The organism is Streptomyces sp. SAT1, assembly GCF_001654495.1.
Lineage (GTDB): Bacteria > Actinomycetota > Actinomycetes > Streptomycetales > Streptomycetaceae > Streptomyces > Streptomyces andamanensis.
Map to the genome: position 1 here is coordinate 67,758 of NZ_CP015849.1, position 13,669 is coordinate 81,426.

9 protein-coding genes are annotated in these 13,669 nt (G+C 72.1%); 5 read left to right on the forward strand and 4 right to left on the reverse strand.

The features are described from left to right. Positions 1 to 185 precede the first annotated feature (185 nt). The 4 genes from A8713_RS00325 to A8713_RS00340 all read right to left on the reverse strand — a co-directional run bounded on the left by A8713_RS00325 (position 186) and on the right by A8713_RS00340 (position 5,345). A complete protein-coding gene (locus A8713_RS00325; RefSeq protein ID WP_237305266.1) occupies positions 186 to 1,643 on the reverse strand; it encodes a M1 family metallopeptidase in 1,458 nt (485 codons plus the stop codon). Next, on the reverse strand, positions 1,640 to 3,313 hold the full coding sequence (locus A8713_RS00330) for an extracellular solute-binding protein (protein WP_064530838.1): 1,674 nt from the start codon (positions 3,311 to 3,313) through the stop codon (positions 1,640 to 1,642). The genes A8713_RS00325 and A8713_RS00330 overlap by 4 nt, the downstream gene beginning before the upstream one ends. A 120-nt stretch (positions 3,314 to 3,433) precedes the next feature. Beyond that, positions 3,434 to 4,294 carry a carbohydrate ABC transporter permease gene (locus A8713_RS00335; RefSeq protein ID WP_064537150.1) on the reverse strand — a complete coding sequence of 287 codons (861 nt, stop codon included), beginning with the start codon at positions 4,292 to 4,294 and terminating at the stop codon, positions 3,434 to 3,436. 91 nt (positions 4,295 to 4,385) lie between these two features. Further along, positions 4,386 to 5,345 (reverse strand): ABC transporter permease, encoded by a 960-nt coding sequence (locus A8713_RS00340; RefSeq protein ID WP_237305267.1) that lies wholly within the window; start codon positions 5,343 to 5,345, stop codon positions 4,386 to 4,388. 256 nt (positions 5,346 to 5,601) lie between these two features. On the opposite strand from A8713_RS00340, the gene A8713_RS00345 reads away from it, so the two are divergent. From A8713_RS00345 to A8713_RS00365, 5 genes are all read left to right on the forward strand, one after another. Then, the gene (locus A8713_RS00345; protein WP_037894911.1) at positions 5,602 to 6,672 is read left to right on the forward strand and encodes a hydroxyacid dehydrogenase; all 1,071 of its coding nucleotides are present in this window, start codon (positions 5,602 to 5,604) and stop codon (positions 6,670 to 6,672) included. Positions 6,673 to 6,743: 71 nt separating this feature from the next. Further along, positions 6,744 to 8,000: a LacI family DNA-binding transcriptional regulator gene (locus A8713_RS00350; protein ID WP_237305268.1), complete on the forward strand. Its 1,257-nt coding sequence runs from the start codon at positions 6,744 to 6,746 to the stop codon at positions 7,998 to 8,000. Between the two features lie 391 nt (positions 8,001 to 8,391). Next, a complete protein-coding gene (locus A8713_RS00355; protein WP_237305269.1) occupies positions 8,392 to 9,750 on the forward strand; it encodes a M60 family metallopeptidase in 1,359 nt (452 codons plus the stop codon). Positions 9,751 to 9,866: 116 nt separating this feature from the next. Then, on the forward strand, positions 9,867 to 11,225 hold the full coding sequence (locus tag A8713_RS00360; protein ID WP_064530840.1) for a M60 family metallopeptidase: 1,359 nt from the start codon (positions 9,867 to 9,869) through the stop codon (positions 11,223 to 11,225). 21 nt (positions 11,226 to 11,246) lie between these two features. Next, positions 11,247 to 13,643, forward strand: a complete 2,397-nt coding sequence (locus A8713_RS00365; protein ID WP_064530841.1) for a polysaccharide lyase 8 family protein — start codon at positions 11,247 to 11,249, stop codon at positions 13,641 to 13,643. Positions 13,644 to 13,669: the final 26 nt, after the last annotated feature.

Genomic DNA, 13,669 nt, shown 5'->3' on the forward strand with positions numbered 1-13,669 from the left:
CGTTCGGGTGCGAGGGTGGGGCACGCTTCTTTCGCGCGGGGCGGGACGGCGGGGATGCGGCGGGGCCGGTCCTGCCGGGTCAGCCGGCCATCGGCACCGGCTGCGGCCGGTCGTGCGGGGACCGGTGAGTCCGGGACCGGTCACGCCATGGCCGGTCACGCCATGGCCGGTCATGCCGGGCTCGGTCATGCCGTGGTCGTCCAGTCCGGGTGTCCCGGCATCGGCGGGTTCTTCGCGCCGAACAGCCAGTCCCGCAGGAACCGGTCAAGCGACCGGTCGCCCGTCACGGTCACGGCGTGGGCGATGAAGTCCTCGCTGGTGACCGTGCGGCCCTTGAAGCGGCGCGGCCACAGGCCCATGATCCGGTCGAACTTCCTTGCTCCCACACGGAGTCGCAGGGCGTAGAGGACGAGTGCGCCGCCGTCGTAGATGTTGGTGCCGCCGAGGGCGGCCGGCAGTCCGGGCGGCCCGTCGCTCGCGCGGACCGCGTCGAGCTTGGCATACGTCGCCTTCATCTTCGCGGCCATGTCCGACCAGCCGCGCTCCTGGCTGTAGAGCGCGGCGTAGTACACGGCCGGCCCCTCGTTGAGCCATGCCTGTTGCCAGTCGTGCGGCGTCACGCTGTCGCCGAACCACTGGTGGGTCAGCTCGTGCACCATGGTGTTCTCGTACGTGGGGTGGCCGTCGGCGTCGGGCTTGAACCAGTTGGTGCCCATCAGGGTGAGGGTCGTGTTCTCCAGGGCGTCGGTGTATCCGTCGTAGATGTGGATGCCGTACACGGAGAACGGGTAGCGGCCGAACTTGCGCTCCAGCCAGGCGAGATGGTCGGCCGTGCGGGCCACGACCGGCGCGTACTCGTCCTCGCGGCCCCGCGGGACGATGTGCCGCAGCGGCAGCCCGGTGTGCGAGGTGCCGTACAGATAGGTGCCCTTGACGACGGCGATGCCGAGCAGTTCCGTCGGCATGCGCTCGCGCAGGGCGAAGTGCCAGACGGTCGCGCCGTCGGCACGCTTGTCCTTGCCGGTCAGGACACCGTTGGCGGCCGCGACGTATCCGGCGGGCGCGGAGAGGTGGAAGGTCCAGGTGGCCTTGTCGGAGGGTGTGTCGTTGCAGGGCAGGAAGGTGTCGGCCCGCGACGACTGCGCGGCGCAGGCGAAGCCGCCGTCCGAGCCGAACCGCCAGCCGGTCAGCCCGGACCGCGCCGCCTTGCCGTTGCCGTGGTAGGCGACCGCGACCTGGAACGGGGCGCCCTTGCGGAGCGGTGCGGCCGGGGTGACCGTCAGTTCCTGGCCCGACATGCCGAGGGACAGGCTGTGGGAGGCGCGGCGGCCGTCGACGGTGACCGAGTCGATGGTGTGGCCGTCCGTGTCCAGGTTGAACGCCGAAAGGTCCTGCGTCGCCCGCGCGTTCAGCTTCACCACCGCGGTGAAGTCGTAGGTCACCGGGGTGAAGTCGAAGGTGAGGTCGTAGTGGTCGACCTGGTAGCCGCCGTTGCCGAGCGTCGGGAAGAGGGGGTCGCCGACCCCGTCGGAGCCGGGGCGCGGGTCGAAGCCCGCGGCCTGGGCCGGCGAGCCGAGCACCGGTACGGTGACCGCGGCGGCGACCGCCGCCTTCGTGAGGAACGCGCGTCTGCTGGTGGTCACTTCTTCCCCTTCTGCGAGGCCTGCTCGAACTCGGCACGGCATGTGTCGCCCCCGGCGCGGCGCCACTTCTTGACCAGCGCGTCGTACGCGGACATCGGCTTGCGCCCGGTGATCAGGTCCTTCAGACCGTCCAGGTGGATGGTGTAGAGGCTGCCGGATCCCTTGGAGTCCCAGGTCGGCGAGGAGTAGCCGAGGGTGGGGTCCTCGATGAGCCTGGGGATGAGCACCGTGTACGCCTCGTGCACATAGCGGGCGGCCTCGGGATGCGTGGCGCTGAAGAACGCCGGTGTCGCGGAGGCGAGTTTGCCCCACGGCACGGTCACGTCCTGGGTACCCTGCTTGGTGAGGACGGGCGTGCCGTTCGCGTCGCGCCGGTAGTCGGTGTTCTCCACGCCGTAGTTGATGAGCGTGTATTCGAGGGATCCGAACGGCGAGGCGGCGAAGTCGGCCAGGCGCAGCAGTTCCTTCACCCGCTGCTCTCCGGCCTTGGTGATGTAGCAGTTCTGGAGCGAGACGTTGTCGGTCCAGGTGACCGCGTCCTTGCCGACGGGGACCATGGGCCGTACGTCGAAGGACTTGTCGATGGCCGCCATGGAGTCGACGTAGCCGGTGGCCGTGGTCAGGTACGAGGGCATGCCGTCGTAGACGTAGGCGGCCTTGCCGTTCTTGAACAGGTCCGTGTACTGGGCCTTCTGGGCCCCGGACATCTGCACGGTGCCCGGGTAGAAGCAGCCCGCCTTGTGGAGCTTGGCGGCGGTCTCGACCGCGTAGCGGTACTTGTCGTCCTCCAGCTGGTAGCGCCACTTGCCGGTCTGCCGGTCGAAGTGCCAGAAGTGCTGGGCGCCGGCGGACATCGCGAGCAGGATGGTGCCGCTGCCGGTGAAGAAGTACTGCTTCTTGCCGGTGTCCGTGAGGTCCTTGGCCAGCTCGACGAGCCGTTCGATGCTGTCGATCTGGTCGAGGCCGGTGACGCCGGCCTGCCGCAGCAGGTCGGCCCGGTAGAAGCCCGCGCCGCCGGTGCCCGAGCGGGCGATGGGGATGCCGTAGAGCTTGCCGCCCTTGATGGCGTCGCGCCAGGCGTACTGCGGGACGGCCGCGAGGTTCGGGTAGTCCTTGACCTTGTCGCCGGAGAGGTGGGGGCCGAGGTCGGCGCACTTGGCGGCGAGGAACGAGCCCATGTTGTCGACGCCGCCGGTCTCCGGGTACATGAAGATGTCCGGCAGCTGGTCGCCGGCGACCATGGTGGAGAACTTGGCCGGGTAGTCGTCGGCGGGTACGGCCGTGAAGTCGACCTCGGTGCCGAGCAGTTTCTCGATCTCCCGCCAGGCCGCGTTCTTGCCGCGCTCGGGCGGCAGCGGCGCGAAGGTCTCGGTGACGGCGGTGATCTTCTTCGCGCCCTTGAGCGGGGTGCCCCGGGTGGCGCGGGCCAGTTCGGCCGGGTACTTCAGGAAGGCGTTCGGGACGCCCGCCGCGGTGCCGGGCAGGTCGGCCTTGATGCCGATGTTGCGCACCGTGGTGCTCGGCAGCAGGCCGGCGCTCTTGGCCTCGGCCTTGGCCGCGGTGCCGCCGTCGCCGCACGCGGCGAGCAGCGGTGCCGCGGCGACGGCGAGACCGGCGCCCGCACCCCAGCGGAACAGGGTGCGGCGGTCGACGGATGTGGTGCCGGACATGGCGGGACTCCTCAATACGAGGCGGGCACGGGAGGATTCGGGGTGCGGGGGATGCACGGGGCCGCGGGGCGGTCCGGGTGGTGCGGCCGGACGCGGCGGCCCCGCCCTTCGGCGGCGCGGTCAGCCCTTGACGGCGCCGGTGAGGACGCCCTTGGTGAAGAACCGCTGGAGGAAGGGGTAGACGAGCAGGATCGGCACGACGGCGATGACCAGTACGGCCATCTGGACGGCCTGCTGCGGGGCGACGACCTCGCCGGCCGCCGCGGTGTCGAGGTTCTGGCCCTGGAGGATGAAGGTGCGCAGGACCATGGGCAGCGGCCACTTGTCGTTGTCGCCGAGATACAGCAGCGCGTTGAAGTACGCGTTCCAGTAGGCGACGGCGTAGAACAGTCCGACGACGGCGATGACCGCCTTGGAGAGCGGCAGGACGACGCGGACCAGGGTCCGGAAGTCGCCCGCGCCGTCCACCTTCGCCGCGTCGTACAGCTCCTCGGGCAGGTTCATGAAGAAGGCCCGCATCACGACGAGGTTGAAGGCGCTGACCATGGTGGGCAGGACGAGCGCGGCGAAGGTGTTGTAGAGCCCCAACTCTTTGACCAGCAGGAAGTTGGGGATGACGCCCGCGTTGAAGAGCATGGTGAACAGGGCGGTCATGAGGATGGACCGGCCGCCGACGATGCCCCGGCGCGACAGCCCGTACGCCATGCCGATGGTGGCGAGGAGGCTGCAGGCGGTGCCCACGACGGTGACGCCGACGCTGACGAACAGGGCGCGGGTGACCCGTCCGCCGGTGAACGCGGTCCGGTAGGCGTCGAGGCTCGGGTGGTCGGGCCACAGGACGAGCCCGTTGGACTTGATGATGTCGCTCTGCGAGGCGAAGCTCGTGCCGATCACCCCGAGCAGCGGGTACGCCACCAGGCCGACGACGAGCACCAGGGCCAGGCCCTTGAGGACGAGACCTATCCGGGTGGGTTTCTCCATCCACGGGGGACGGGCACCGGAGGGGCGCAGCTCTCCCGCCTCCGGGGCGGGCCGGGCGGCGCGCACGCGGCGCGTCTTCACAGCGGACGTCTCAACGGTCAGCACCGCGGTACACCCCTTCATGGCCGAGCCGGTGGGCGAACTTGTTGGCACCGATGACGAGGACGGTGCCGATCACTGCCTTCACCAGGCCGACGGCGGCGGCCGTTCCCCACTGGTTGTCCTTGATGCCGTGGAAGTAGACGTAGGTGTCGAGGACTTCACCGGCGTCGGGTCCGACGGCGTCGCGCTGGAGCAGGATCTGCTCGAAGCCGACGGTGAGGATGTTGCCGAGGTTCAGGATGAGCAGCAGGACGAGCACCGGGGACAGGCCGGGCAGGGTGACGTGCCAGAAGCGGCGCCACCGGGCCGCGCCGTCCATGGCCGCCGCCTCGTACAGGCCGCGGTCGATGGAGAGCAGCGCCGCGAGGACGATGATGGTGCCCCAGCCGGCGTCCTTCCACATCACCTGGAGCGCGAGCAGCCAGGGGAAGGCGTTCGGGTCGGTCGTCATGTCGTAGCGCGGCAGGCCGAGCGATCCGAGTACGTCGGGCACGACGCCCGCGCCGCCCAGGATCTGCTGGAAGATCGAGACGATGATCACCCAGCCGATGAAGTGCGGCAGATAGACGACGCTCTGCACGAAGCGGCGCAGTCTGTCGCTGACGATGCTGTTGAGCAGCAGGGCGAGCGCGATGGGCACCGGGAAGAACAGGACGAGCTGGACGAGCGCGATCTCCAGCGTGTTGCCGGTCGCCGACCAGAAGTCGGGGTCGGCGAAGGCCGTCGAGAAGTTGGTGAAGCCGGTCCAGGCGCTGTGCATGTAGCCCAGGTAGGGCTGGTAGTCCTGGAAGGCCACCAGGTAGCCGAGCAGCGGTACGTAGTGGAACACCACGAAGTACAGGAAGCCGGGCAGGCACAGCAGCAGCATCACTTTGTCGCGCTTGACGCGCTGCCAGAGGGTCTTGCGGGGAACGCGGTCGACGGCGGTCGGTGGTACGGAGACAGTCATGGAGCGGTCCTGTTCGGCCGGTTGGCGCAGGAACTGGTATCTGCGGCGGCAAGTTAGTAAGCGGTTAACCCCACCGTCAATAGATCCGTCGATCTGACGGGTCGTGATGCCGCCGCGAACAGGCCAGTTATGCGGGGTATTTCGGCCGCAACCAGGGCAACTCAGCTGTCAGATTTTCTTCCCGACCTTGACGGTCCAGCGGCGCGCTCCCTAGCGTTCGGTCCGCCATAGAACACGTTTACTGTCCGGAGGCAGGGTGCGTACCACTGACGAGGCGCCGGTCGAGGCCACGGCCGCCGACGCCACACCGCCCCCGCGGCGGCCCCGCACGGTTCTCGCGATGGACTCCTCCGTCGTGGACGACGTCTTCCCGCCGTCCGTCCGGGCGCGCCTGGAGGAGACCGCGGACATCCGGCCTCCGTCGGTCGTGGCGGAGTTCACCAGCCCGTCGGCGCGCGCGGCCCTCGCCGAGTGCGAGGTCCTGCTCACCGGCTGGGGCTGCCCGCCGGTCGACAGGGCCGCGCTCGACCGGGCGCCCCGGCTGCGCGCGGTGATCCACGCGGCCGGCACCGTGAAGACGTTCCTGGGCCGGGAGGCCTACGAGCGCGGCATCGCCGTCTCCTCGGCGGCGGCGGCCAACGCGGTGCCGGTCGCCGAGTTCACGCTCGCCGCGATCATCCTGGGCGCCAAGCGGGCCTTCCCGCTCGCCCGTCTCTTCCAGGACCGGCGCACCCACCGCACCGACGCCGACCTGGACCGCCACCACTGGCTCGGCACCCGCGGCATCACCGTCGGCGTGGTCGGCGCCTCCCGCATCGGCCGCCGCGTCACCGAGCTGTTGCGCACCCTGGACGCCGAGGTGCTGCTGTACGACCCGTACATCGGCGACGCCGAGGCGGGGCTGCTCGGCGCCACCCGCACCGACCTGGACACCCTGGTGGCGACCAGCGACGTGGTGACCCTGCACGCGCCGGACACCCCGGAGACCCGGCACCTGCTCGACGCCCGCAGGCTGGGCCTGATGCGTCCGGGCGCACTCCTCGTGAACACCGCGCGCGGTCCGCTCGTGGACACCGCCGCGCTCACGGACCACCTGGTCAGCGGCCGGATCGACGCCGTTCTCGATGTCACGGATCCCGAACCGCTGCCCGCCGGGCACCCGTTGTGGGACCTGCCCAACGTCTTCATCACCCCGCATCTGGCCGGCGCCCAGGGCAACGAGGTGGGACGGCTCGGCGCGCTCGCCGTCGACGAGCTGGCCCGGTACGCGCGCGGCGTGCCGCTGGCGCACGCCGTGCTCCTGGAGGACCTGGAGCGGATCGCGTGAGCGCAGCCGCGCCGCACGCCATAGTCTCTGGGGCGGGCCGAGCACAGGCAGACCAGCACGACCATCAGGGGGTGGACCGGATGTCCCGGCAGAGTTCCACGGCACCCGGGCCGGACGGCGAGGCACAGGGCGACGGGCAGGGGGAGCGGAGCGGGCAGCGCCGCGCGACCGTCGTCGACGTCGCGCGGCGGGCCGGTGTGTCCACGGCGACCGTCTCGCGCGTCATGAACCGCAACTACCCGGTCGCCGCGGCCACGCGCGAGCGCGTCGAGGCGGCCATGCGGGAGCTGGGCTATGTGGTCAACGCCCATGCGCGGGCGCTGGCCGGTGCCTCCGGCCGCACCGTCGGCATCATCGTCGGTGAACTGATCGACCCGTTCTACGCGTACATCGCGCGCGGCGTCGAACGCGAGGCCACCGCCGGTGACCGGCTCTGCCTGGTGTGCTGCACCCAGGGCGACCCGCAGCGGGAACTCGCCTTCATCGAGCTGATGCACGAGCGGCGCGCGGATGCCGTGGTGCTGGTCGGCGGCAGCGTCGAGGACCGCGCCTACAAGGCCGAACTGGCCCGCAGGGCGCGCGAACTGGACGCGGGCGGTTCGAAGCTGGTGCTGTGCGGACGGCCCTCGCTCGGGGAGGACGTCCCGACGGTCGGGGTGGAGTACGACAACGAGGGCGGCGCCTTCGCGATCACCGACCATCTGATCACCCAGGGCCACGAGCGGATCCTCTACCTGGGCGGTCCGCCCGGCCTCTCCACGGCGCGGGACCGGCTCGCCGGGCACCGGCGCGCGCTCGAACTGCGCGGCATCCGGCGGGACCCGCTGCTGGAGCAGCCGGGCGCCTTCAGCCGTGCCTTCGGTCACCGGCGCATGGCCGAACTGCTGCGCGCCGGGCCGGAGTTCACCGCCGTGTTCGCCGCGAACGACATCGTGGCGGCCGGTGCGGCGCAGGCCATGGAGGAGGCCGGGGTGCGCGTCCCGCAGGACATGTCGCTGGTCGGCTACGACGACATCCCGGTGGCCCAGGAGCTGCGGCCCCGGCTGACCACCGTCCGGATCCCGCTGGAGGAGATGGGCCGGCAGGCGGTGCGGGTGGCGCTCAACGGCGGGGACGAGGACGACTGGCGCGCCCCGACGACCGGGACGCTGCGCCTGGGTACGCACATCGTCGTGCGGGAGTCGGCGGGACCGCCGCGGAGCGGGGTCCCGGGGAGCGGGGTCCCGGGGAGCGGGGTCCCGGGGAGCGGGGTCCCGGGGAGCGGGGTCCCGGGGAGCGGGGTCCCGGGGAGCGGGGTCCCGGGGAGCGGGCGGGCACGCCGGGGCTGAGGCGCGCGGTCTCTGTGACCGCGCGCCTCCTGAGACCTGGGTGCGCGCGGTCTCCGGGCCTGCTCGCACACCCAGGTTCCGGGGGCTCAGGGGACCCGGCGCCTGAGCCCCGGGGACGCCTTGACACTCGTACCGCCGGTCTCCTGCGGTGTCGGGCACATGAATGTGCTCGATCCTGCTCGCAAGAGCGCTGGTTCGCATAGTAACGAGCAGAAACTCGCCGCACCCCCTTGCGACCGGACAGCAAACGCTTACATGCTGACGTGCAGCGCCGCCCGCTCGTCCCGCCCGTCGCCCCGACGCCGTTCGTCCCCATGGGAGTTCCCGGATGCGCCCTGCCCACAAGCCTCTCCCTGTCCCCGCCGCGCCGCCCGTCGCCGGCCGTCGTGCCGTGCTCGCCGCACTGGCGGGCGCCGGTGCGGCCGCGGCCCTCGGCGGCGGGACCGCGGCCGCCTCCCCCTCGTCGGCCGCCTCTCCCCCGCCGCACGGCACCGCGAGCGGCGACACACTGTTCGTGGAAGCCTTTCCGGACGCCGAGACGGAACGGCTGCGGCTCGACCGGTCGCTGCGGGCCAGTGAGTTCATCCCCACCGGCCGTTACGCCGCGCCCGGCGCGACCGTCACCCTCCGGGTGCGGCCGGGCCACGGGGTGCTCCCGGTGCTGCACATCGGCACCTTCGACGACTACAACACGAACACGGACCTCAAGGCGCCCCGGGTGTTCCGGCTCCGTCCGGGCCTGAACAAGGTCGTGGACCGCTACGGCGGGCCGGTGTACCTCAGCTTCGCCGGGCACGGGCAGCGTGCCGCCGTCACCTTCGTCTCCGGCGCCCGGCCGATGGCCGTCTTCGAACTGGGCCGGACGAGCGAGCGGGAGTTCCAGCGGCGGCTCGACACCGTCACCGACGTCCCCTGGGTCGAACTCGTCACGGCACGGGCGGTCCTGACGCTCACCCGCGAGGGCGCGCTGCTGTACCGGGACGAGGACCACACCGCCCTGATGTCGCTGTTCGACACCGTCATCGGCTCGCACGACCGCGTCAGCGGCCTCGACGGCCGCCGGCCCCTCGACCGGCCCAAGGCGGGCCGGTACCACTTCAACGAGGTCAGCGTCGTACCCAACGGCGTCGGCGCGTACGCCTGGCACGGCTTCAACGGCTTCCCCCGCGCCTATATGGACCGCCTGTGCACGGTCAGCGGTCTCACCACCCGCGGCTGGGGTCTCTACCATGAGCTGGGACACCTCAACCAGCAGGCCGCGTACCAGGCCGGCAGCCTCACTGAAGTCACCGTGAACATCTACTCGCTGGCGGCGCAGCGCACCCTGGGACAGCCCTCGAACCTCCTCACGGTCGACGCGAGGACGGGCCTGAACTGGTTTCAGTCCGCCCGCGCCAAGCTCAATACCCCCGGTCTCTCCTACGTCGACGACCTCGGCGCCTACGAGCAGTTGGTCCCGCTGCGCCAGCTGGAACTCGCCTTCGGCGACGACTTCTGGCCCCGGCTGCACCGGCTGGTCCGCACGGAGCACCAGCACGACGCGCCGGTGGAGGACTACGACCATCCGCCGGAGGTCGAAGCCCGCCAGTACCGCGCCCTCGCCACCTACGCCTCCCGCACGGCGGGCCGCGATCTGACGGACTTCTTCGTCGGCACATGGGCGATGCCGATCGACGCGCGAGGCATCGCGGAGATCGCCGCCCTGCGTCTGCCGAAGCCGGACACGGACCCGAGCACGCTCTCCGACTGACGGCACTCCCCCGCGCCATCCGTGTCCCCGCCCGCGCCGAGGACGCCGCGACAACCGGGCCGTGGCGCGCCGCTCCCCCAGCCCACCGTACGGATCGCCCCGAGGAGACGATGTCCATGCGCACCCCCGCATCCCCGTCCCGCCGCTCCGTCCTCGCCGCGGCCACGGGCGCCGCGCTCGCCGTCGGCGGCCTCGGCGCCGGTGCTGCCCGCGCCGCGGGCCCGGCCGGCGCCGTGAGCACCGCCCATGGCCCCGGCGACCTCGTCGTGCCGCTCGTCGCCCGTCCCTCCGCCGAGGCGGAGCGGCTGCGCCTCGGCCAGGCCCTGCGTGCCAGCGAGTTCCAGCCGACCGGCCGCTATGTCCCGCCGGGCACCGCGCTGCGCTGCGACGTACTGCCCCACCACGGTGCGGTGCCGACCCTGTGGATCGGGCAGTGGGACTACTACGGCACCGTCACCGCACCGCGCAGCTATCCGCTCGGGCCCGGCGCGAACACCGTGACCGACCCGCACGGCGGACCCGTGTATCTCACCCTCGAAGGCGACGGGCAGCGCGCAGCGGTCCGGCTGCGGAGCGGTTCCGTGCCCATGCCGGTCTTCAGGCTCGGGCGCACCTCCGAGGCCGGCTACCAGCACCAGTTGGGCACCTGCACCGATGTGCCGGTCGTCGAGCTGCACGGGCCGCGCTCGATCGTGACGCTCACCCGGGACGGAGCACTGCTCTACCGCGACGAGGACCACGCGGCGCTGCTCACCCTCCTGGAGCGGATCATCGACGCCGAGTCCGACATCAGCGGTCTGGACGGCTCGAAGCCGGTGCACCGGCCCAAGGCCGGCGGCTACCACTTCACCGAGGTGTCGGTGGTGCCGTCCGGCGTCGGCGCGTACGCGACACACGGGTACAACGGGTTCCCGCGCGCCTATCTCGACCGGGCCACCACGGTGGAGGGACTGCTCACCCGCGGCTGGGGGCTGTACCACGAACTGGGGCATCTGCATCAGCAGTTCGCGTACAAGCCGTCCGGGCTCACCGAGGTCACGGTGAACATCTACTCCCTGGCCGTGCAGCGCGCCCTCGGCCGGCCCTCCAACCTCCTCACCGTCGACCCGAAGACGGGCCTCGACTCCTTCCGGTCCGCGCGGGCCAAGTTCGGCACGGCGGGGCTGACGTACGAGAAGTCCTTCGGCGCGTACGAGAAACTCGTGCCGCTGCGCCAGCTGGAGCTGGCCTTCGGCGCGGACTTCTGGCCACGGCTGCACAAGCTGGTGCGCGAGGAGAACCCGCAGTCGGACTCCACCGAGACGGCCCGGCGCTACCGCGCGCTCGCCACGTACGCCAGCCGGGTCGCCGGACGCGACCTCACCGACTTCTTCGTCACCACCTGGGCCTTCCCCATCGACGCCGAGGGCCGCGCCGAACTGGCCGCGCTCCACCTCCCCGCACCGTCGACCGACCCGGCCGCGCTGACCGACTGATCCCGCAGGAAGAGATCCGCCATGGAACTGAGCAGACGCCAGACCCTCGCGCTCGCCTCGGCGGGCGCCGCCGCCGGACTCGTCGCCCGCGCGGGCGGTGCGAGCGCCGCCGCGGCATCCGGCGACGACCCGTACGAGCCGCTGCTCGGACGCGCCGCGCAGCAGCTGACCGGCGGCGCCTTCGATCCGGCGGACCCGGACTTCGCCGCCGCGCTCACCGCCCTGGACACCCAGGCCGCCGCCTGGTGGCGGCAGATCGACACCTCCGCGAACCGCACCGCGCTGTGGGCGGATCTGTCCCCGGCCTCCGATCCGGGTATGTTCGGCCAGAGCTACCCGCGGCTGCGCACGATCGCGACCGCGTGGGCCACGCCCGGCACCTCGCTCACCGGGCAGGAGGCGGTGCGCGACGGGCTCCTGGACGCGCTCCGCTTCCTGCACACCGCCGGCTACGACGCCTCGCGCCGCGAGACCGGCAACTGGTGGTTCTGGGAGATCGGGGCGCCCCGCGCGCTGATGGACGTCTGCGTCCTGCTGCGCGCCGAACTGCCCGCGCAGGACCGCGACGCCTATGTGGCGACGGTGGCCCGCTTCGTCCCCGACCCGGACCGCCGCACCAACTCCCCCACGCTCGCCGAGACGGGCGCCAACCGCACCGACAAGGCCGTCATCGTCGCGTTGCGCGGGCTGCTCGCGGGCGACCCCGCCGCGCTCGTCCTGGCCCGCGACGGCCTGTCGGATGTCCGGGACAAGGGGAAGAACAGCCTGTTCCAGTACGTCACCTCGGGCGACGGCTTCTACCGGGACGGCTCGTTCGTACAGCACTCGGACGTCGCGTACACGGGCACGTACGGCAGTGTCCTGCTCGGTGGCGCCGGTCAGCTGATCGCGCTGCTCGCCGGCTCCGACTGGGCCGTCACCGACCCGGCGGTCCAGGTGCTGTACGAGGCCGTGGAGCGGTCCTTCGAGCCGCTCCTGTTCGACGGCGTGATGATGGACGCGGTGCGTGGCCGCGCCGTCTCCCGCGAGCGCGCGCGGGACCATGCCGACGGGGCCGCCGCGGTCGCGCACATCCTCCAGCTCGCCGAGGGGGCACCGGACGCGTACGCGGACCGCTGGCGCGCCGCGGCCAAGGGCTGGATCCTGCGCAACACGAGGACGCCGTACCGGACGCTCGTCGGGATCCCGGACCTGGCCCGCGCGAAGGCCGTCCTCGGCGATCGGACCGTGCGGCCCGCCGACCGCCCCGACGGGCACTTCGTCTTCGCCGACATGGACCGGGTGGTGCACCGGCGCCGGTCGTGGGCGTGCGCGCTGTCGCTGTCGTCGCGGCGCATCGCCGCCTACGAGGCGGGCAACGGCGAGAACCTGCACGGCTGGTACACCGGCGACGGCATGACATACCTGTACGACGGCGACGACACGGACGCCTTCGGTGACGCCTTCTGGCCCACCGTCGACCCGTACCGGCTGCCGGGGACGACGGTGGACACCCGGGTCCGGGCCGATCTCGGGACCGGCGGCGGGACCGGCACCTTCCGTCCGCGGAACGCGGTCGCGGGCGGGGCGGTGCTCGACGCCCGCTACGGTGCCGCCGCGATGGAGCTGATCGCGGACGGGTCGACGCTGCGGGCCAAGAAGGCGTGGTTCTTCCTGGACAACGCGGTCGTCGCCCTCGGCGCCGGGATCACGGCGAGCGACGGAAGGACCGTCGAGACCGTCGTCGAGAACCGGAACCTGCATGCCCAGGGCGCGCCCCGGCTCGTCGTCGACGGGCGCCGGCAGTCCTCGCGGCAGGGGTGGTCGGCCGCGCTGGACGACGCCCGCTGGGTCCATCTGGAGGGCACGGGCGGGTACGTCTTCCCCTCCGGCGGCCCGCTGCGCGCGCTGCGCGAGGAACGCACCGGGACGTGGAGCGCCCTCAACACCGGCGCGGACACCGCGGGCAGCACCACCCCGGTCACACGCCGCTACGCCACTCTCTGGTTCGACCACGGGCCCTCCCCCGTCTCCGCGTCCTACTCCTATGTCCTGCTGCCGCGCGCGACCGCCTCCGCGACCCTGGCCTGGTCCCTCTCCCGCCCGGCGCGCGTGCTCGCCAACGACGCCACCGTCCAGGCCGTCGCCGCACCCCGCCACGGCCTGCTCGCGGCGCACTTCTGGGCGGCGGGCTCGGTGGACGGGCTCGGCACCGACGGCCCCGGCACCGTCCTGGTGTGCCGCCGCGGCGAGGGCGTGACGGTGGCGGTGGCCGATCCGAGCCGTACGGTGACGGAGCTGACCGTACGGCTGCCCTTCGCCGTGCGCACGGTGGTCCACGCCGACGACACCGTGTCCGTGGTGCCGGGCCGCCGCCCCGTGCTCACCGTCCGCGTGGGCGGCTCACGGGGTCATACACACACCGCGCGGCTCCGGTGAGACCGGTCCGGCCGGACCTCGGCCCC